The organism is Pseudonocardia sp. P1 (genome assembly GCF_000178675.2).
Lineage (GTDB): Bacteria > Actinomycetota > Actinomycetes > Mycobacteriales > Pseudonocardiaceae > Pseudonocardia.
Map to the genome: position 1 here is coordinate 881783 of NZ_ADUJ02000001.1, position 20677 is coordinate 902459.

At 72.8% G+C, this 20677-nt stretch carries 17 protein-coding genes; 10 read left to right on the plus strand and 7 right to left on the minus strand.

From position 1 onward, the window contains the following. Nucleotides 1-16 precede the first annotated feature (16 nt). Nucleotides 17-1396: an MFS transporter gene (locus PP1_RS03580; protein WP_010228778.1), complete on the minus strand. Its 1380-nt coding sequence runs from the start codon at nt 1394-1396 to the stop codon at nt 17-19. Between the two features lie 206 nt (nt 1397-1602). On the opposite strand from PP1_RS03580, the gene PP1_RS03585 reads away from it, so the two are divergent. Genes PP1_RS03585 through PP1_RS03620 form a run of 8 tightly spaced genes read left to right on the plus strand, consistent with a single transcriptional unit; the run spans nt 1603 to nt 10391 of the window. Beyond that, nucleotides 1603-2829, plus strand: coding sequence for a CaiB/BaiF CoA transferase family protein (locus tag PP1_RS03585; protein ID WP_010228775.1), 1227 nt, complete (start codon nt 1603-1605; stop codon nt 2827-2829). A 54-nt stretch (nt 2830-2883) separates the two neighbouring features. After that, nucleotides 2884-3873, plus strand: coding sequence for a MaoC/PaaZ C-terminal domain-containing protein (locus PP1_RS03590; RefSeq protein ID WP_010228773.1), 990 nt, complete (start codon nt 2884-2886; stop codon nt 3871-3873). 59 nt (nt 3874-3932) lie between these two features. Further along, nucleotides 3933-4907, plus strand: coding sequence for an FAS1-like dehydratase domain-containing protein (locus PP1_RS03595; protein ID WP_010228771.1), 975 nt, complete (start codon nt 3933-3935; stop codon nt 4905-4907). A 7-nt stretch (nt 4908-4914) separates the two neighbouring features. Further along, nucleotides 4915-6237: an MFS transporter gene (locus PP1_RS03600; protein ID WP_010228769.1), complete on the plus strand. Its 1323-nt coding sequence runs from the start codon at nt 4915-4917 to the stop codon at nt 6235-6237. A 39-nt stretch (nt 6238-6276) separates the two neighbouring features. After that, on the plus strand, nt 6277-6855 hold the full coding sequence (locus tag PP1_RS03605) for a TRAP transporter small permease (RefSeq protein WP_010228767.1): 579 nt from the start codon (nt 6277-6279) through the stop codon (nt 6853-6855). 1 nt (nt 6856) lies between these two features. Then, nucleotides 6857-8146, plus strand: coding sequence for a TRAP transporter large permease (locus PP1_RS03610; protein ID WP_010228765.1), 1290 nt, complete (start codon nt 6857-6859; stop codon nt 8144-8146). Between the two features lie 10 nt (nt 8147-8156). Further along, nucleotides 8157-9167: a TRAP transporter substrate-binding protein gene (locus PP1_RS03615; protein ID WP_010228763.1), complete on the plus strand. Its 1011-nt coding sequence runs from the start codon at nt 8157-8159 to the stop codon at nt 9165-9167. 33 nt (nt 9168-9200) lie between these two features. Continuing rightward, the gene (locus PP1_RS03620; protein WP_010228761.1) at nt 9201-10391 is read left to right on the plus strand and encodes a CaiB/BaiF CoA transferase family protein; all 1191 of its coding nucleotides are present in this window, start codon (nt 9201-9203) and stop codon (nt 10389-10391) included. Nucleotides 10392-10696: 305 nt separating this feature from the next. Here PP1_RS03620 and PP1_RS03625 read toward each other — a convergent pair whose 3' ends face one another. The 5 genes from PP1_RS03625 to PP1_RS03645 form a co-directional block, all read right to left on the minus strand. After that, complete coding sequence (locus PP1_RS03625) at nt 10697-12052, minus strand: MFS transporter (RefSeq protein ID WP_050802341.1); 1356 nt, start codon at nt 12050-12052, stop codon at nt 10697-10699. Between the two features lie 34 nt (nt 12053-12086). Further along, complete coding sequence (locus tag PP1_RS03630) at nt 12087-12554, minus strand: RpiB/LacA/LacB family sugar-phosphate isomerase (RefSeq protein WP_010228757.1); 468 nt, start codon at nt 12552-12554, stop codon at nt 12087-12089. Beyond that, the gene (locus PP1_RS03635; protein ID WP_010228755.1) at nt 12551-13486 is read right to left on the minus strand and encodes a ribokinase; all 936 of its coding nucleotides are present in this window, start codon (nt 13484-13486) and stop codon (nt 12551-12553) included. The genes PP1_RS03630 and PP1_RS03635 overlap by 4 nt, the downstream gene beginning before the upstream one ends. Next, the gene (locus PP1_RS03640; RefSeq protein ID WP_010228754.1) at nt 13483-14484 is read right to left on the minus strand and encodes a LacI family DNA-binding transcriptional regulator; all 1002 of its coding nucleotides are present in this window, start codon (nt 14482-14484) and stop codon (nt 13483-13485) included. The genes PP1_RS03635 and PP1_RS03640 overlap by 4 nt, the downstream gene beginning before the upstream one ends. Nucleotides 14485-14624: 140 nt before the next feature. Beyond that, nucleotides 14625-15914: a hypothetical protein gene (locus PP1_RS03645; protein ID WP_075314175.1), complete on the minus strand. Its 1290-nt coding sequence runs from the start codon at nt 15912-15914 to the stop codon at nt 14625-14627. A gap of 281 nt (nt 15915-16195) precedes the next feature. Here PP1_RS03645 and PP1_RS03650 point away from each other — a divergent pair, with 281 nt between their 5' ends. Beyond that, a complete protein-coding gene (locus PP1_RS03650; RefSeq protein WP_075314174.1) occupies nt 16196-17518 on the plus strand; it encodes a chloride channel protein in 1323 nt (440 codons plus the stop codon). A 205-nt stretch (nt 17519-17723) separates the two neighbouring features. On the opposite strand, the gene PP1_RS03655 is transcribed toward PP1_RS03650, so the two are convergent. Further along, nucleotides 17724-18263, minus strand: a complete 540-nt coding sequence (locus PP1_RS03655; protein WP_010228746.1) for a hypothetical protein — start codon at nt 18261-18263, stop codon at nt 17724-17726. 402 nt (nt 18264-18665) lie between these two features. Between PP1_RS03655 and PP1_RS03660 the strand changes: the two genes are divergently transcribed. Further along, a complete protein-coding gene (locus PP1_RS03660) occupies nt 18666-20606 on the plus strand; it encodes a S9 family peptidase (protein WP_010228745.1) in 1941 nt (646 codons plus the stop codon). The last annotated feature ends 71 nt before the right edge of the window (nt 20607-20677 follow it).

Genomic DNA, 20677 nt, shown 5'->3' on the forward strand with positions numbered 1-20677 from the left:
CGGGTGTCGTTCGGGGTCAGTTGCCGGCGGGCCGGTCGGCCGTGGCCGGGTCGACGATGTCGCTGCGGTGGGTCTCCTTCGACAGCACCGCGCACCAGGCACCGATGCCGAGCATCGCGACGGTGATCAGGACGACCGGCCAGGGCCTGCCGTCGGTGGCGATCAACAGCGAGGTGGCGACGTAGGGCCACACGCCCACGACCATGCTCGGGAGCTGGGCGGCCATCGAGAGCCCGGTGTAGCGGGTCCGGGTGCTGAACAGCTCGGCGAACATCGCCGGCTGCACGCCGTAGAGCGCGCCGATGCCGATCGAGTACGCCACCACCATCATGAGGACGACCAGCGGGAACGAGTTGGTGTCCAGGATCAGGAAGATCGGCCAGGTCATGACGGCCGCGACGCCGGCACCCAGCAGGTAGACGGGGCGGCGGCCGATCCGGTCCGAGAGCCTGCCCATGAGGTAGTAGGTCCCGATCGCGGCGCCGGCCGCGATGCAGCTCGCCCACAGCACGTCCGAGCGGTCGAGGTCGGTGTAGTTCGCCGCGTAGGTCAGCACGAAGGTCAGCAGGACGTAGCCGAAGATGCCCTCGCCGAGCCGCAGCCCCATCGCGATCAGCAGCGGGCGGCGTTCCAGGCGGAGCAGGCGCCGCAGCGGGATCTGCTCGTCCTCCGGCGCGGTGCCGTCGGACTTCACGGCCTGGGCCGCCTCCTGCGCGGCGACGAACGCCGGGGTCTCGGTCAGCTTCATCCGGATGAACAGGCCGACCACGACGAGGACGATGCTGACCAGGAACGGGACCCGCCAGCCCCAGCTGAACAGCTGCTCGTCGGGCAGCAGGGCGACCAGGCCGAACACGCCGGTCGCGGCAACCAGGCCGATGGCGTTGCCGATCTGCGGGGCGCTGCCGTAGGCGCCCCGCTTGCCCTCCGGGGCGTACTCGACCGCGACCAGCGCCGCGCCGCCCCACTCGCCGCCGACCCCGAAGCCCTGCACGATCCGCAGGAGCACCAGCAGGATCGGTGCGAGGACGCCGACCTGGGCCGTCGTGGGGAGCAACCCCATCAGGAAGGTGGCGATCCCCATCATCATCAACGTGGTGACCAGCGCGCCCTTGCGGCCCAACCGGTCCCCGATGTGACCGAAGACGATGCCGCCGAGCGGGCGGGCGAAGAACCCGACGCCGAACACGGCGAACGCGGCCAGGGTGCCGGCGAGCGGGTCCTCGCTCGGGAAGAACAGCGCGCCGAAGACCAGCACCGACGCGGTGCCGAAGATGAAGTAGTCGTACCACTCGATCGCGGTGCCGACGAGGCTGGCGGTGGCGGCGCGACGGGCGAGGGCGGTGCGTTCCACCTCGGTCTGCGGCGGCCGCGCGGCCGCGGGTGTCGTGCTCACGCTGACTCCGTTGTCGTGAGGGGCGGGCTCACCGGGATCCGGCGAGTTGTCTAGATCGCTAGACTCATCGAGAACAACATAGCCGCCCACTGCCGTCAAGGTCCCGGGGTGCCGGCGGCTCGTCACCGCCCCCTTGACGGACGGCGCTGTGACGTGACTCAATCGAATTGAGTAGACGTCTAGCCTTTTGCGACGAGGAGGTCGCCGTGGCAGCCGACCATCAGCACACCGGCACCGGGGATCCCGAGCCCCCCGGTGCGCTGCACGGCCTGCGGGTCCTCGACCTGTCCCGGTTCATCGCCGGCCCGCTGTGCTGTCAGATCCTGGGCGACATGGGCGCCGAGGTCGTCAAGGTGGAACGCCCGGGTGGTGAGGACGGCCGCCGGCACCGGCCGTTCCACGAGGGACACAGCCTCTACACGATGATGTTCAACCGGAACAAGCACGGGATCACCCTCGACACCCGCCATCCCGAGGCCGGCGGGATCCTCTCCGACCTCGTCGCGTGCAGCGATGTGGTCGTCGAGAACTTCCGCCCCGGCACGCTCGAGAAGATGGGCATCGGCTGGGAACGGATCCACGCGATCGCCCCGCGCACCGTGCTCGTGTCGATCTCCGGGTACGGGCAGACCGGGCCGAACCGGGACCGCGCACTGTTCGACGCGATCGCCCAGGCAGGTTCGGGCCTGATGAGCATGACCGGCGACGCCGACGGTGAACCGACGATGGCCGGCGCGTTCCTCGCCGACCACACCGCCGGTTTCCACGGCGTGATGGGGACGATGATGGCCCTCGCGGCGCGGGAGCGCACCGGACTCGGCCAGCATGTCGACATCGCCTGCATGGACGCGCTGTTCGCGTGCATGGGCACCCTGCCCAGCGCCTGGGCGATGCTCGGCGAGACCAGCGGCCGCACCGGCAACCGCGACCAGATCACCGTGCCCGCCAACACCTTCCCCACCGCCGACGGGTACGTCTACCTGCACGCCGGCACCGACGCGCTGTTCCCGCGCCTCGCCGCGGCGATGGACGACCCCGGCCTCGCCGAGGATCCACGTTTCCGCGGACAGGCCGACCGGCTCGCACACGTGGAGGCGCTCGAGGACATCGTGCGCGGCTGGACCCGGCGCGGGAGCACCCCGGCGATCTGCGCGCGGCTCGCGGAGGCCGGGATCCCGTCGTCACCGGTCGCCACGGTCGCCCAGGCGACCGACTCCGAGCAGGTCCGGGCCCGCGAGATGATGATCGAGGTCGAGCACCCGGAGCTGGGCACGCTCACGCTGCCCGGCATGCCGATCAAGCTGGGAGCGACGCCCGCGCGGGCCCGCAAGGCGCCCCCGACGGCCGGAGAGGACAACACCGCGGTCTACGGCCGGCTGCTGGGCTTCACCGACGAGCGGATCCGCGCGCTCACCGACGCCGGTGCGATCTGAGCACAGAAACCCGGCGCTCCCCCATCCCCGAGCACGAAAGCGAGGAACTCCGCCATGACCTGGCGCGACCTGACCGACCCCCGCGTCGTCGCGGACGGCGTCGACCCCGAGGCCGGCCTCAAGGAGCCGATCTTCGAGAACCTGGAGATCCCCGAGGCGCTCGGCCCGGTCACCCTGGTCGTCGACGACCACAAGATCAAGCGCTACGCCTTCACCCAGGACGACCACCACTCCTGGCACCTGCACGACAGCCCGTTCGGTGGCCGCATCGCGCACGCCGGGCTGCTGTCCAACGACCTCGTGCAGCTGTTCACGACGCGCTACGCCGCGAGCCGGACGGTCGGCCTGCACACCGAGGAGCAGCTCTGGTTCGACAGCCCGGCGTTCCTCGGCGACGAGGTCACCCTGTCCGGGACCTACACCGAGAGCTACACCCGGCGCGGACAGGACTACGTCGTGATGGAGGCCGCCGCGACGGGGCCGGACGGGCGCAGCATCCTCCGGCACCGCGGCGTCGAGATCCTCCGGACCCGCCCCGGAGACGTCGCAGGACGCGCGTCGACCGGTGACAGCGGCTCCGGCCGAGTCGGCGGCACCGCGGATCCGGACCTGCCGGTCGCGCAGATCGGCACCGGCACCGTCGTCCCCGGAGCGGCGCTGCCCGAGCTGGAGTTCACGATCACCCAGGAGCAGGCCTCGGTCTTCTCCCGCTGCGGCGAGTACGTCCGCAACGTCCACTCCGATCTCGCCGTCGCCCGCGACGGCGGCCTGCGCATCCCGATCGTCCAGGGCCAGCAGCAGTGCGGCCTGGTCACCGCGATGCTGACCCGCTTCTTCGGCACGTCCTTCCTCACCGGGGGCTGGCTGCGGGTCAAGTTCGTCGCCCCGGTCGAGGTGTTCGAGCCGCTGCACGTCGGCGGCGTCGTCACCGGCGTCACCCCCACCGACGACGGCGGCTCGGACATCGCCGCCGAGGTGTGGGTCCGCCGCGCCGACGGCCGGCTCTCCACCGTCGGCTGGGCGAGCGCCACCACCCACCCGTGAGTGGTCGTCGTGGTCCTGATCGCCACGACCACTCACGACCCCCATCTCCAGGAGGATCCATGACGACCACCGAACAGCCCGCGACCGTCGGCGGCACCACGACGCCGTGGTGGACGGGCACCAAGAAGGCCCTGTTCGAGAACATCGAGATCGGCGAGCGGTTCGGGCCGTTCGAGATCACCGTCGACGAGCGGCTCGTCAAGAACTACGTCTTCGCCCAGGACGACCCGGCCGCGGCCGACCTCGTCCACGAGGGCGCACCGGCCGCGCACCCGGCGCTGCTCTGCAACGAGCTGCTGTTCCTCTTCTACGCCAACTACGACGGCAACACCGCGGAGGGCCTGCACACCCACGAGGACATCGCGTTCCACTCCCCGATCCGGATCGGGGAGACCGTGACGATCGGCGGGCGCTACGTCGAGACCTACGAGCGCCGCGGCCAGGGCTACGTCGTGATGGAGGCCGAGGCACACGGCGAGGACGGCCGCCCCCTGGTCACCCGCCGCGGGACCGAGATCATGCACACCCGCGCGGCGGACGTCGTCGGCGGCTCGCGCGCACCCGCACCGGCCCGCGCCGTGACCGCCAGGACGCTCGACGTCGCCCCGGCCGCGCGGGCGTCGTTCGACCTCGCGGAGCGCACCCCCGTCACACCGGCCGCCACCCGGATCTCGCAGGAGCAGATGTATGTCTTCTCCTGGGGCGGACGCGGCTTCTCCAACATCCACACCGACACCGCCGGAGCGCGGAAGGTCGGCATGGACCGGACCGTCGCGCAGGCCATGCAGCAGGTCGGCTACCTGAGCCGGATGTGTACCGCGTTCCACGGGCCCTCCTTCGTGACCGGCGGGCACCTGTCGGTGAAGTTCGTCAACCCGTTCTACGTCGACGACCTGGTCACCGCCCGTGGCGCCGTGCTCGGGCCGGTGGAGCACGACGGTGCCCGGCACCTCGAGACCGAGGTCTGGGTGGAGAACGAGTCCGGTCTGAAGACGGCCGTCGGCTGGGCGCACGCCCCGGTCGTCGAGGACTGAGGCCGCGATGTCCGGGACCACCGGGCCGGCCGGCGCTCCCGCCGGGACCGGGGAGAAGGCCGCACCGAGCACGATCCGCCGGGTCGCCGGCGCGAGCCTCGTCGGAACCATGGTCGAGTGGTACGACTACTTCATCTTCGGCACCGCGTCGGCGATCGTGTTCAACCGGATCTTCTTCCCGGACCTGGACCCGGCCGTCGGGACGCTCGCCGCGTTCGCGACGCTCGGCGTCGGCTTCCTGGCCCGGCCGCTCGGCGCGGTGGTCATCGGACACTACGGCGACCGGATCGGCCGCAAGTCGATGCTGGTCCTGACGCTGCTGGTGATGGGCGTCGCGACCTTCGCCATCGGCCTGCTGCCGACCTACGCGACCATCGGGATCTGGGCCCCGGTCCTGCTGGTGTTCCTGCGTCTCGTGCAGGGCTTCGGCGTCGGCGGTGAGTGGGGCGGCGCCGTCCTCATGGTCGTCGAGCACTCGCCGCCGCGGCAGCGCGGGTTCTGGGGCACCTTCCCGCAGATCGGCAACGCGCTGGGCCTCATCTCGGCCACCGGGATCTTCGCGCTGTTCGCGCTGCTCCCCGAGGAGCAGTTCCTGTCCTGGGGCTGGCGGATCCCGTTCCTGTTCAGCGCGGTCATGCTCGCCGTCGGGCTCTACATCCGGCTCGCGGTCGCCGAGTCGCCGTCGTTCGAGAAGCTCAAGCGCGAGCAGCAGCAGGTGGCGCTGCCGATCGTCGAGGTGTTCCGCACCCAGTGGCGCAGCATCCTCACCACCATCGGTCTCCGGAGCTCCGAGGGTGTCTTCTCCTACATCATCCTGACCTTCGCGCTGTCCTACGCGACCGGGAACCTGGACCTGCCCCGCACCCCGATCCTGCTGGCGACGACGGTCGCGGCGGCCTTCATCGCGGTCGCCTACCCGCTGTTCGGGCTGCTGTCCGACCGCGTGGGACGACGGCCGGTGTACCTGTTCGGTGCGCTGTTCACCCTGGTGTTCGCGTTCCCCTTCACCTGGCTGCTGGAGAGCGGGTCGATGGCGCTGCTGTGGCTGGCGATGATCATCGGCTACGTGTTCGCGATCGGGTCGACCTACGCGGTGCAACCCGCGCTGTTCTCCGAGCTCTTCAGCACGAAGGTCCGCTACACCGGGATCTCGGTGGGCCAGCAGCTCGCGTCCGTCGTCACCAGCGGGCTCGCCCCGACCGTCGCGGCCGCGCTGACCCTCTGGGCCGGCGGTGCACTGTGGCCGGTCGCGGTCTACGTCGCCGCCTCGGCGGTGATCACCATCGCGACGGTCGCGTACACCCGCGAGACCTACCGCGGCGCCGTCTGAGCCGCCCCTCCCCCGCTCCGTGACACCCCGGGAGTCCCCGTGCACGACGACGCCGTCGCCACCCCCGCACCACCCGGCCACTCCGAGCCGGTCCACCGCCTGATCGACCGTTACCACCGGGCCGCGCCGGTGCTGGACCGGATCACCATCGGTACCGCGGTCACGCTGGTCACGACCGGAGTGCTGGTCACCGCGCTGTCGGTGGCCGCCCGCAAGCTCCCGGCGCTCCCGTCGATGTCCTGGGCGTCCGAACTGACGACGTTCTGCCTGGTCGCGGCCGTACTGCTGGTACTGCCCCAGGGTCTGCGGCACAACACGCAGATGGCCGTCACGGTGCTCACGGACCGGCTGGGCGACCGCGGCTTCCAGACGCTGACCGCGGTGAACCAGGTGCTCTCGGCCGCCCTGTTCGGGGTGCTGGCCTGGTTCGGCACCGAGATGGTGCTCCTCCAGCAGGCCGCACACAGCCCGCAGCTGGGCCTGTCCATGGCCGTGCCCTACGTCGTCCTGGTCGTCGCGGCGGCGCTGATGCTGATCGAGACCGCCGTCCGGTTCACCGAGGCGCTGCTGGGCCGCGCCCCGCGCGGGCCGGGCGCCGCGGCGACGGTGGAGGTCTGAGATGGAGACGGTGCTCCTGTTCGGACTCCTCATCGGCTTCCTGGTCCTCGGTATGCCCGTCGCGGTGGCCATCGGTCTGTCCGCGCTGGCCGTGATCCTGCTGGCCGACCTCGCCGTACCGCTGACGCTCGTCCCGCACCAGATCTTCGCCGGGATGAACAGCTACGCCCTGATGGCCGTTCCGTTCTTCATCCTCGCCGGCGAGATGATGAACGCCTCCGGGGTCACCCAGCGGATCATCCGGCTGGCGCTGGCGCTGGTCGGGCACGTCAAGGGCAGCCTGGCCCAGGTCAACACCGTCGGCTCGATCATGATGGCCGGGGTGTCCGGGTCCGGGGCCGCCGACACCGCGGCGCTGGGCAGCGTGCTGATCCCGGAGATGGAGAAGAAGGGTTACGACCGCGCCTACTCGGCGGCGATCACCGCGGCCACCGCCACGGTCGGCCCGATCATCCCGCCGTCGGTGCTGTTCGTGGTGTACGGATCGCTCACCAACACCTCGGTCGGCAGCCTCTTCCTGGCCGGGCTCCTGCCCGGACTCCTGATGGGCGTGATCATGATGGTGGTCGCCTACCTGACCTCACGGCGACGCGGCTTCCAGCAGGATCCCGAACCGTTCAGCATCGCCGCGCTGGGCGGTGCCGCACTCGGCGGGCTCGCGGCGGCGCTCGTCCCGGCGATCATCGTGGCGGCGATCCTCACGGGGTTCGCCACCGCCACCGAGGTCGGTGTGATCGCCGTGCTCGTCGCCCTCGTGCTCGGGCTGGTGGCGTTCGGGCGGCTGCGGGGCCGGCGCGAGCTGGCCGGGGTGGTCACGGCGGCCACCCGGACCAGCGCAGCCATCCTCTTCATCATCGCGACGTCCGGGCTGTTCGCGAACGTGCTGACCCGGCTGCGGTTCCAGGACACCCTGCTCGACGCCGTCTCCGGGTTCTCGACCGACCCGCTCGTCGTCCTCGTGCTGATCGTGCTGGCGCTGCTGCTCTTCGGAGCGTTCATCGACGTCACCCCGCTGCTGATCATGTTCGCCGCGCCGATCGCGGTGATCGGGGACGAGCTCGGGCTCGATCCGCTGCACTTCGGTGTCGTCGTGGTGCTGACCGCGACGATCGGTGCCGTCACCCCGCCGGTCGGCGGCTACCTGATCATCGCCGGCGGCATCGCCCGGGTCCCGCTCACCGCGATGGTCCGGCCGCTGGTCCCGTTCTGGGGTGCCCTGCTCCTGAGTCTCGCGGCGCTGATCGCGTTCCCCGTGCTGGCCACCGCGATCCCGTCGCTCGTCGGCGGATGAGGGAGTCGAGATGACACGCGCACGCACCGTCCCGGCCGCGCTGCTGGCCGCGATCTGCCTGGTGCTCACCGCCTGCGGCTCCCCGGCAGGCGGTGACGGTCCCGGCCCGGTGGTGATCCGCTACGGGAACATCTACCCGGCGTCGACGACGTTCGGGAAGGCCGTGGACCGGATGGCCGAGCTCGTCGAGGAGCGCAGCGGCGGGGCCGTCCGGGTGGACGTCTTCCACAGTGGAGCCCTGGGCAGCGAGCAGACCCACATCGAGGGCGTCCGCGAGGGATCACTGGAGATGGCGCACACAGGGACCGCCGGGATCGCACTGTTCGTGCCGGAGACCGCGCTGTTCGAGCAGTGGTACGCCTTCGACGACGTCGACGCGCTCGCCGGTGCGTTCGACGAGGCCCGGCCGTTGCTGGAGCGGATGTATTCCGACCAGGGCTTCGTCCTGCTCGGGACCTTCTACAACGGACCGCGCACGCTGATCTCCACCAGCCCGATCCGCTCGCTCGCCGACATGCAGGGCAAGCAGCTGCGGGTCCCGGGCAGCGACCTCTACGTGCGGATGGCCAACGGCCTCGGCGCCCGCGGGGTGTCGCTGCCGCTCGGCGACGCCTACACCGGCCTGCAGACGGGGACGATCGACGCCCTCGAGGGCTCGCCGGACGACCTGCGCAGTGGCGGCTACGGCGACGTCGCGCCCTACCTCACGCTGGACGAGCACGTCTTCCACCCGCTCTCCATCGTCTACACCCGCGACGCGTGGGAAGCGCTCGCACCTGAACACCGCGGGCTGGTCCGGGCCGCGGTCGACGAGGTCTCGCGTGAGCAGCGCGGCGCTCTCGACCAGGCCAACGCCGATGCGCTCGCCGAGCTGCAGGACCAGGGCGTCGAGATCATCGATCTGCCCGACCGGGACGCCTGGGCCGACCGCGTAGCCGGCACCTCCGCGGAGTTCGCCGGGCGGTTCGGCCCGGACGGGCAGCGCATCGTCGAGATCCTCGACCGCGCCGGCCGGCCCTGACCCCATCCTTCACGAGGAGAGGACGACCCACCGATGCCACCTCCCACCGGAGCACTCGACGGGATCCGCGTGCTGGACCTGTCCCGGTTCATCGCCGGGCCGCTGTGCGCCCAGATCCTCGGTGACCTCGGCGCCGACGTGATCAAGGTCGAGCGCCCGGGCGGCGAGGACGCCCGCGGTCTCGGCCCGTTCCTGGACGGCGAGAGCCTCTACGTCGCCACCTACAACCGCAACAAACGGGCGATGACCATCGACACCCGCAACCCGGACGGCGTCGCGCTGCTGACCGATCTCGTCGCCCGCTGCGACGTCCTCGTCGAGAACTACCGGCCCGGGACGATGGCGGCGATGGGCCTCCCGCACCAGCGGCTGCTCGAGATCGCCCCCCACCTCGTCGTCGTCTCGCTGTCCGGGTTCGGACAGGACGGGCCCCTCGCCGGCCGGGCCCTGTTCGACGCGATCGCCCAGGCCATGTCCGGGCTGATGAGCCGCACCGGGCGGGCGGACGACCCGCCCCTCCCGGCCGGCACGTTCGTCGCCGACCACCTCACCGGCGTCTACGGGGCGCTGGGGGCGGTCACCGCGCTGCACCACCGCACGAGCACCGGTCGCGGCCAGGTCGTCGACGTGGCGTCGCTGGACACGCTGTTCTCCTGCCTCGGCACGACGTCGGTGGCGGCGGCGAACGGCGTCGCACCGGCGGAGCGCACCGGGTCCCGCGACCCCCTGAGCGGACCCGCCAACACTTTTCCCACCCGCGACGGGTGGATCTACCTGCACGCCGGCACCGACCCGCTGTTCCCCCGGCTGTGCGAGGCGATGGGGCGACCCGAGCTCTCCGCGGGAGCCTGGTCCGGGATCGCGGGCCGGATGGCGGACATCGAGGCCGTCGAGGAGGAGGTGACCGCCTGGACACGGGAGCGCTCCACCGACGACGTCTCCGCGCTGCTGGAGGAGCAGCGGATTCCCTTCGGGCCCGTCCTGACCGTGGACGACGCGGCCGCGCTCCCGCAGCTCGCGGCACGGGAGATGCTCGTCGAGGGCGGGCACTCGGTCCTCGGGTCGGTCACCCAGCTCGGGATGCCGGTGAAGCTCGGTGCCGCACCGGCGAGCGTACGGCACCCGGTGCCGGCGGTCGGCGAGCACACCGCCGAGATCCTCACCGAGGTGCTCGGTCTCGACGAGCAGCGGGTCGCGACGCTGAGGGCGGGCGGGGCCGTCTGAGCCGGTGGGCGGGCCGTCCCTGCCCGCGGTCGCGGTACCGCGGGGACGTCCGCACGGGGTGATCGGTTCCCGGACCGATCCTTGCCCCGGACCGACCCATCTCTGTATAACCGTAAAGATCCACACGTTGAGTGACTGAAGCTCGGCATCGTCCCGGTCGTGTTCGCCGGGTGGCTCGGCAAGGGCGGCCGGATGCCCGACGGCGGTGCCCAGCCGTTCTGTGGTCAGCGCCGAGGCGGACGCCGCCGAGCAACGGGCACCCCGGCCCCGCCGGAGCGCGGGGCCGGGGCCGGCGCCGGCGCCCCTCAGCCGGTCACCGCGGCGGCGCGCTCCTCCTCGCGTACGAGCTCGGCGACCTCGGCCCGCCGGCGCGGACCCCACGTCTCGGTGGTGAGCAGGATGCCCGCCAGACCGACGAGCGCGGCGGCGACGTAGAGCATCGCCGCACCCGGCCATCCGAACGCCCCGGCGAGGAGCGCGGCGAGCAGCGGCGCGAACCCGCCGAGCGACGCGGCGAGCTGGTAGCCCAGGGACGCACCCGACGTGCGCGTAGCGGCGCGGAACTGCTCGGTCAGCAACGCTCCCTGGGTGCCGGTGAGCGCGGCGTGGATCAGTCCGATGCCGATCACGAACACCAGCACCACCAGGACCGGGTTCCCGCCCTCGGTGAGGAGGTACATCGGGAACCCGAACAGCGCGGCGGCCACGCACGCACCGATGTAGACCGGCCGTCTGCCCACCCGGTCGGAGACGACACCGGCCAGGAACGTCATGCCGATGGCGATCACGCTGGCCACGGTCACCGCCCCGAGAAGGGTGGGTTCGAGCCCGGGGTGCTGCGAGCTGATGTGGTTCAGCAGGTAGGTCGCGGTCGAGTAGTAGGCGAAGGACTCCACGACGCGCAGTGCGATCACGCGCAGGATGCCGCGCCAGTCGCGGCGCAGCGCCGTCCGGACCGGGTTGCGCTCGGTGCGCCCGCTCGCCCGGACCTCCTCGAACTCGGGGGACTCCCCGAGCTTCGCGCGCACGATCATGCCGGCGATCACCAGCACCGCGCTGAACAGGAACGGCACCCGCCACTGCCAGTCCCCCGGCAGCCCCGAGCTGAGGAAGAACATCAGGCTCGACAGGGCGATCCCGAGCGGGTTGCCGGCCTGCGGGATGGCCGCGTAGGTGCCCCGCCGGTGCCAGGGGGCGTGCTCGTAGGCCATGGTCACAGCCCCGCCCCACTCGGCGCCGAACGCGAGCCCCTGGATCACACGGATGAGCGTGAGCAGGATCGGGGCGAGGACGCCGACCTGGGCGTAGGTGGGCAGCGCGCCGATCAGGAAGGTCGCGCCGCCCATCACGATCATGGCGGTCACGAGCACCGGCTTGCGGCCGAACCGGTCCCCGAAGTAGCCCCCGACCGCCCCGCCGATCGGACGCATCACGAACCCGACCGCGAGGGTCGCGAAGGCGAGCAGGGTGCCGACGACGGGATCGTCGTCGGGGAAGAACACGGCCCCGAAGTACAGCGCCGACGCGGTGCCGTAGGCGACGAAGTCGTAGTTCTCGACGCTGGTGCCGACCGCCGCGGCGATCGCGGTCTTGCGCCGGTCCTTGGTGCCGCGCACCGAGCGGGGAGCGCCCGGGGCCGGAGGGGAGTCGGGAGTGGTCATCGGAATCTCCGTTGATTCGGGTGCGGACGCGCGGTCAGATCCGGCCCGGCGCGGCCGGGTCGCCGCCCTCGAGGGCATGCAGCTTCGCGACGCGGCGGCGGGTCTCCTCGGTGTCGTCGAACGCGGCGTGCAGGAACCGCTCGACGATCTCGGGCACCAGGGCCCGCGGGACGAGCCACGACCCCATCGCGATCGCGTTGGCGTCGTCGTGCTCGACCGCCTGGTGGGCGCTGTAGGGCTCGTGGGCCAGCGCGCAGCGGATGCCGTCGATCTTGTTGGCGGCCATGATCGCCCCGGCCCCCGAGCCGCAGACCAGGATCGCCCGGTCCGCGGTCCCGTCCAGGACCGGGCGGCAGGTCGCCGCGGTGATGTCGGGGAAGTCGACCGGCTCCTCGCTGTGCGTCCCCTGGTCGAGCACCTCGTGGCCGAGGCGCTCCACCGCCTCGCGGACGAACTGCTTCAGCGGGAAGCCGGCGTGGTCGGCTCCGAGCGAGACCTTCATGACGGGTTCCTTCCTGGGGCGGCACCGGCACTGCCGGTGACGGCGTCTCGGGTGGGGATGGAGGCGGCGGCGCCCTCGCGGGTCACCGCCAGGGCGGCGGCCGACGTCGCGACACGGATCGCGTCGGCGGCGGCACCGCCCGGGGAGCGGACGAACTCGGCGCACAGGTAGCCGACGAACGTGTCCCCGGCCGCGGTGGTGTCGACGACGGGCACGACGGGGGCCGGCACCTCGCCGGTCGCGTCCCCGATGGCGAACACCGAGCCGGCGGCGCCGCGGGTCGCGACGACGTCGGCACCGAGTCCGGCCCGGACGACCTCGACCGGCGACGCGCCGGCAGGGCCGTCCACGAGGGTCCGGACCACGGCCAGCTCGCCCTCGTTGACGACGAGCACGTCGCAGTCGAGCAGGTCCGCCGGACCGTGCGGCGCGGGTGCCGCGTTCCACACCACCCGCGCGCCCGCCGACCGCGCGACCGACACCGCCGCCCGGGCGGCCTCGATCGGGATCTCGTTCTGCAGCAGGACCACGTCGGCGGGCACCAGGCCGGCCAGTGCCGGCCGGACGTCCCCGGCGTCCAGGTGGAGGTTCGCGCCGGAGGACACGACGATGCGGTTCTCCCCGGCGCCGTCGACGGTCACCACGGCGCGCCCTGTCCCGGCCCCCGGGACCGCGCGGACCGCGGAGGTGTCGACACCCCGGGCGTCGAGCTCGGCGACCGCACGCACACCGTCGGTCTCGCCGACCACCCCGATCATCCGGGTGGTGGCACCCGCCGACGACGACGCGACGGCCTGGTTGGCCCCCTTCCCGCCGAGGTGCTCCGCGGCGCTGCGTGCGCGCACGGTCTCCCCCGGCTCCGGATGGGCGTCGACGGCGAGCACGACGTCGACGTGGATGCTGCCGACCACCACGACCCGGCCGGCGGTCATGCCGGTCCCCCGCGGAACCGGTCGACCAGCCGGGTGGGGACGACGAGCCGGTCGGACTCGGGCCCGCGGTCGCCCTTCGGGCCGGCGATCGCGTCGAGCAGCAGGGCCATGCTGAGCCTGCCCATCTCGGTCGCGTCGTTGGCGATCGCGGAGACGGGCGGTTCGACCTCGGCGAACCACGGCAGGTCGTCGAACGAGAGCAGCTCGATCCGGTCGCGCAGGCCGCGCACGCGGAGTTCGGCGAGCACGCCCATGGCCATGAGCCCGTCGGCCGCGATCACCGCGGTGGGCGACGCCCCGGCGTCGAGCATGCGCGCCAGGGCGCGGCCGCCGCTGTCGGGCCGGAAGTCCCCCTCCTCGATCAGGCAGGGGTCCGTGGCGAGCCCGCGCTCGGCGCGCCCGGTCAGGAACGCGCTCCGGCGCTCGGCGCCGGTGGACAGGGTCGCCGGCCCGCCGACGTAGCCGATCCGTTCGTGGCCGCGGGCGGCCAGCGCCTCGAGCGCCTGCCCGACCCCGCCGGCGTTGTCCGCCGCGACGTGCGGGATCCCGGCGCCCCGGACGGTCCGGTCCACCATCACCAGTGGACGGTCCGCCGCCGCCCGCAGGTAGCGGTCGGCGTCCGACGACTGCGGGGCGAGCAGGATCCCGTCGACCCGCTGCTCGCCGAAGGCGCGCAGGTAGGTGAGCTCCTGCTCGGCGTCCTCGTCGGCGTTGGCGAGCATGACGACCGACCCCCGCCGCAGCGCCTCCTGCTCGGCGGCGTGCGCGAGCTCGGCGAAGAACGGGTTGCGGACGTCGGAGACCAGGATCCCGACCGTGTCCGTGCGGGCCCGGCGCAGCGACCCCGCCCGGGCGTTCGGGACGTACCCGAGCTCGGCGACGGCCTCGGCCACCCGCTCCCGCGACGCGGCCGACGTCGCGGTGCTGCCGGCCAGCACGCGGGACACCGTGCCCAGCGAGACCCCGGCGCGCGCCGCGACATCGCGGATGGTCGCCATGACACCTCCTTGTGGAACCGGTTCCATGGAACCGGTTCCACGTACGGTGCCCAGTGCGCGTCACGATGTCAAGACTCTGGGGGCGCGGGGCGGAACGGGACGGACGGAGCGACCGGACCCGGTCCGGCACGCCCGCCGGGCTACACCCCGGTGGTCGCCGTGCCGCGCGGTCCCGCCGCCGAGGCGTACGCCCGCGCCTCCGCACCGGACTCGTAGTCGGCGAGCTCTTTCATCAGGGTCCGGCGGATCCGGGGCTGCTGGGCCAGCGCCACCGCGACGACGGTCAGCAGGATCCACATCGCGATGCTGCTCAGGACGACGAGGACGGCCGGCAGGACCGCGCTGCCGAGCCGCGCCGCCATCTCCTGGGCGGCGAACGCCCGCCAGAGCAGCATGAGGTTCACCAGATAGCCGATGGCGTAGGACACCGCGAAGGCGATGGCGAACTGGCGGAGGGTGCCGTCCTTGCGACGGTTCAGGATCGGTTCGTCGCGGATCGGGACGACGACCGACAGGACGTTGCCGACACCGAGCCACAGCACGATGAAGGAGATCATCAACGCGCAGGCCGTGAAGAACGCGGCGAGGTTGCCGGCCCGCCAGGCGAGCAGGGCGCTGAGCAGGAACCCGATCGGTGCGACGATCGCGACCAGTGCGAGGTTCTTCGTGATCAGGAGGTGCCACAGCCGGGCACCGCTGTCCAGCGCCGCGCGCACGCGCATCGCGTCGAAGCTCATCGCGTTGAGGCAGACCGCGCCACCCATGACGACGGAGACGGCCAGGAGGCCGAGGTAGGGCAGCCAGGCCTGGGCCCGGTCCCATTCGACGAGGCGGATGAAGCCGAGGTAGCCCAGGCCCAGGGCGAGCGTCACGGCCAGGCTCCTGAGGATCGAGCGGGGCCTGCGGGTGAGCATGTACCGGATCTCCCCGGACAGGCCGTGTGCCAGGGCGGGCCCGTGCCGGGTGACCGCGTTGCGGCCGGTCAGCGGGGTGTGGCCGTCCACCGCGACCGCCCCGGGATCGCCGTCGCCGGCGTCGATCCGGGCCACGCGGGCGTCGAGGACGGCGAGGTGGGCGTCGAGCAGGGCCAGGCGTGCCGCGCTCACGGCGGCCAGCGCGTCAGTCTCGGCGCGCACGGCGTCCTCGGCGGTCACGGCCGGCAGCGGGCCGTCGGCCTCCACCGGCGGACGACCGGTGTCGCCGGGTGCGTCCGGGTCGTCGAGGAACGCAGCCAGGTGCCGCGCCCGGCGAGCGCTCGGCGCGGGGCCGGTGGAGAGCCGTTCGGACTCGTGCTGGGCGGCGATGGCCCGCCGGACGTGCCGCCGCAGCGCGTCGACGTCGGCGCGTTCCTTCCACCTCGACGCGAGCGCGGCCCGCTCGGCCGCACCGGCCCGCTCGACCAGCTCGGTCAGTTCGTCCACGGCGGACATCCGGGCTCCCTCGCTCGAACGGCTCCGGCCCTCGGACAGGACGGATCGCCGGCCACCGTCCCGGCCGCACGCCGCGACACGATCGCGCCCCTCCCGGCCGCACTCCAGGGGCCGAGGACCCGACGACTCCGGCCATCGGACCTCGGTACCCGTGACCGCACCGGACGGTGCCCGCCGCCGTGGGAGCCCGTCCCGCGAACTCATCCCCGGTGGGTGATGGCACACCGGTACCCGGTGCCGACGCTGCAGTGAGCGGACCGGCCGCGGCGCGGGGAGGGCGAATGGATCCGTCGGGAACCGATCCGACCGCCGTCCTGCGCAGCCGCGGCTACGTCCGGTTGCTGCTGCTCGCCGCCCTGCTGGGGATCCCGGTCTCCGCCCTCGCCTACGGCTTCCTCGCGCTGGTCTCGTTCCTGCAGCATTGGCTGTTCACGGACCTGCCACCGGCGCTGGGGCTCGGTGCGGCACCGCTGTGGTGGCCGATCCCGCCGCTGGTGCTGGCCGGGCTGCTGGTCGGCGCCGCGGTCCGATTCCTGCCCGGGCACGGCGGCCACTCCCCCGCCGGGGGGTTCCACACGGGTGCCGCCCCGCTCCCGCGCGAGCTCCCCGGCATCGCCGCGGCGGCGCTGGCCACCCTCGTGTTCGGCGCCGTGCTCGGGCCCGAGGCCCCGCTGATCGCCCTCGGGGGCGGGCTCGGGGTGTGCGCGACCCGGCTGGCCCGGCGACCGCTCCCGCCACCGGCCGCCACGATGGTCGCCTCGTCGGGCAGCTTCGCGGCCGTCAGCACCCTGCTCGGCTCACCGCTCCTGGGCGCGTTCCTGCTGATGGAGGCGTCGGGACTCGGCGGGGCGACGCTCGGGCTGGTGCTCGTCCCGGGCCTGCTGGCGGCGGGGATCGGCTCGCTGATCTTCCTCGGGCTGGACTCGCTGACCGGGCTCGGGACGTTCTCCCTGGCCCTGCCCGACCTGCCCCCGTTCGGGCAGCCCACCGTCGCCGAGTTCGGGTGGGCGGTCGCGCTCGGCCTGGTCGCCGCCGTACTGGGCACCGGGCTCCAGCGGCTGGCGGTGCTGCTGCGCTCCCTCGTCGAGGGCAGACCCGTCGTGCTCACCACCGCGGCCGGCCTGGCCGTCGCCGGCTGCGCCGTCCTCTACACGGCGCTGACCGGTCACGGCTGGAGCGACGTGCTGTTCTCCGGCCAGGACGGGATGAGCCCCCTCATCCGGGGCCAGGCCGGCTACACCGTCGGCGCCCTGCTGCTCCTCCTGGTGTGCAAGGGCGTCGCCTACGCGGTGTCGATGAGCGCCTTCCGGGGTGGCCCCACGTTCCCGGCGATGTTCCTCGGCGCCGCGGGTGGCATCGCCGCCTCGCACCTGCCGGGGCTGCCGCTCGTGGCCGGGATCGCGATCGGCATCGGGGCGATGACGGTGTCGGTGCTCCGGCTGCCCCTCACCTCGGTCCTCCTGGCCACGCTCCTGCTCGGCGCCGACGGCCTCGCGCTGATGCCGCTGGTCATCGTCGCGGTCACGGTCGCGCACGTGGCGACCGCCCGGCTGGCCGTGGTCGGCCGCCGGGCGGAGTCACCGCCGGTGGACGCGTCCCGGTGACCCGGCGCCGGTGACTCAGCGCCGGGCACTCAGCGCCGGCGCGCTTCGCGCCGCGTCACGCGCCGTGCCGTGCGGCGCGCGGTGCGCCGGGCCATCCTGCGGGTCGCGAACATGCCTGCCTCCGTCGTCGTGTCGTCGTGTCGTCGTGGTGGGGGTGTCGTCGTGTCGTCGTGGTGGGGGTGTCGTCGTGGTGGGGGTGCCGGGCTCAGGTGGCGGCGCCCACCGCGTCGAGCGTGTGGCGGTCCGCCTCCTCGCGGGCGAGCAGACCGATCTCGACGAGGTCATCGGGGCCGATGAACCCGTCACCGATGCGGAAGCCACCGGCCGAGGCGATCGCGTCCCGTAGCGGGACGGCCCAGCGGTGTTCCAGCAGGAGCACGGCGGCGGCGGAGTCCGGCGGGATGTCGGCGAGGACGTCCCACTCGTCGTCGTCCGCCACGGGGCCCGGACCGTCGGCGGCCGCCTCGGCGCCCGCGACGGCACCGGCCTCCATCCCCTGCTCGCCGTCGAAGCCCAGCCCGATCAGGGCCCCGACCGTGCTGCCGAGCTCGGCGGCCTCCTCGGCCGACAGGGTGCTGAGATGCATCGCCTCGAGCTCGCCGTCGGCGTCCTTGTAGACGGCGAGTGCGTCGATCACCCGGACGGTGTCACTGCTGCGCAGTCGCTCGAGCTCGTCGAGGATCCGGCCGTGGAAGTCCGGATCGCGGAAGCCGAGAACGATCAGCTGGACGGGCCCGATGGTCATGGTGGTGTCCTCTCGGTGATGGTAGGGAGCCGGCGCGCCCGGCCCGCGTGTCCGTGCGGTGCGGACGTCGACCTGCCGGAGGAGACGGGGACCGCGTGCTGCCGTCCCGCCACGGTGGTCGCGCGGCCTCGTCCCGACGACGGCCGCACGGCCCCGGACCGAGGCCGGAGGCCGTTCGCGAGGGCGCCGGGGCACCTGTCGTGGAGCCGAAGAGTAGGTACCGGCACCGGGCCCGGGAAGGGACCAACGGCCTGGGCGGCGGCCGGTCCGCCGTTGCTCCGAGCCGGACCTGGCTGTGACCCGCGCCACGCCCGCTTGAGTGTGCCGCGACGGCACCCGTTGCCATGGCCTCGTCACCGCGCGCCGTGGAGATCCCCCGGGCGCACACCGAGGAGGGCACCGATGACCCAGGCACCCGGCCGGACCGAGCAGGCACCGACGCGGATCGAGCTCGAGGAGTTCTTCGCCGACCCGGTGTTCTCCGGCGCGTCCCTGTCCCCCGACGGCACCCGGATCGCCTACCTGGCCCCGCACCTCGGCCGGCGCAACGTCTGGGTCCGCGGCATCGACGAGGACCACACCGACGCCGTCTGCGTCACCCACGACTCGCGCCGCGGCATCACGAAGTACCACTGGACCGACGACCCGCGCTGGCTGCTCTACGAGCAGGACACCGACGGCAACGAGGACTGGCACCTCTACCGGGTCGATCTCGACGCTCCCGACCAGCCGGCCGTCGACCTCACCCCGATGGACCCGGGTTCGCGCGTGGTCGGCGTCGACCCGCTGGAGTCGCAGCCCGGGAACGTGCTGGTCGGCATGAACCGCAACCCCCTGTCGGTCGACCTGTTCCGGATCGAGGTCGCGACCGGCGAGACGACGCTGCTGCTCGAACAGCCCGAGCCCCGGGGCAACTACCTGGTGGACCGGGACGGCGCGCCCGTCTTCCACTCGTTGCTGACCGAGGACGGCACCTGGGAGTTCTCGGCGGTCGACCCCGAGACCCACGAACGACGCCTGCTGCGCCGCATCAGCGGCCCCGAGCACCCGCTGGGCGTGCAGCCCCAGCTCGTCACACCGGACGGTTCCGGCCTGCTGCTGGGCTCCTACCAGGACTCCGACGACCTGCGGCTGGTGCGCGTCGACCGGGAGACCGGCGAGGAGACGGTCGTCGCCGCCGTCGAGGGCCACGACCTGTGCACCCTCGGGCTGATGGCTCCCGGTGTGCTGCCGCCGACCGTGTTCACCAGCCGCCGGACCGGCGAGGTGATCGCCGCCCGCTTCGTCGGCGAACGGCCGCACATCAAGGTCCTCGACCCGCACTTCGCGGAGGTCTACGCCGAGCTGGAGAAGCTGTCCGACGGCGTGCTGGGCACGCTCTCGTCGGACGAGTCGGAGCAGCGCTGGATCGCCACCTTCGTCCACGACCGCGACCCGGCGGTCACCTGGCTCTACGACCACTCCACCGGTGAGAGCAGGATCCTGTTCCGCCCCTATCCGCACCTGGACCCGGCCGCGCTCGCCCCGATGGAGCCGGTGAGCTTCCGGGCCCGGGACGGGCTGCCGCTGCACGGCTACCTGACGCGGCCGGTCGACGCCGGGCCCGGGCGCCTGCCGCTCGTCCTGCTCCCGCACGGCGGGCCGTGGGTGCACGACACCTGGGGCTACAGCGCGGAGGTCCAGTTCCTGGCCAACCGCGGCTACGCGGTGCTGCAGGTCAACTTCCGCGGGTCCTCCGGCTACGGCAGGCGGCACATCACCGCGGCGATCGGCGAGCTCGCCGGCGCGATGCACGACGACCTCATCGACGCCACCGAGTGGGCCGTGACCCAGGGCTGGGCCGACCCGGCGCGGCTCGGCATCTACGGCGGGTCCTACGGCGGGTACGCCGCGCTCGTCGGCGTCACCGTGACACCGGACCACTTCGCCGCCGCCGTGGACTACGTCGGCATCTCCGACCTGGCGAACTTCATGCGGACGCTGCCGCCGTTCGTCCGGCCTCATCAGGTGAACGCCTGGTACCGGTATGTCGGCGACCCGGACGTCCCCGAGCAGGAGGCCGACATGCTGGCCCGCTCGCCGATCACCATGGTCGACCGGATCCGGACGCCGCTGCTGGTCGCCCAGGGCGCCAACGACGCCCGCGTCGTCCAGGCCGAATCGGACAACATCGTCGCCTCGCTGCGGGAGCGCGGCGTGCCCGTGGAGTACCTGCTCGCCGAGGACGAGGGCCACGGGTTCGCCAACCCGGAGAACCAGATCCGGTTCTACCGGGCCATGGAGCGGCACTTCGCCACGCACCTCGGCGGCGACGCCGGACGCAGGTCGTCCGCGATCTCCTGAGCCGGAGCCCGGCGTTCCACCATGCGGACCACCGGATCGCCGGACCGACCACGACGGTGCGAATCCGGAAC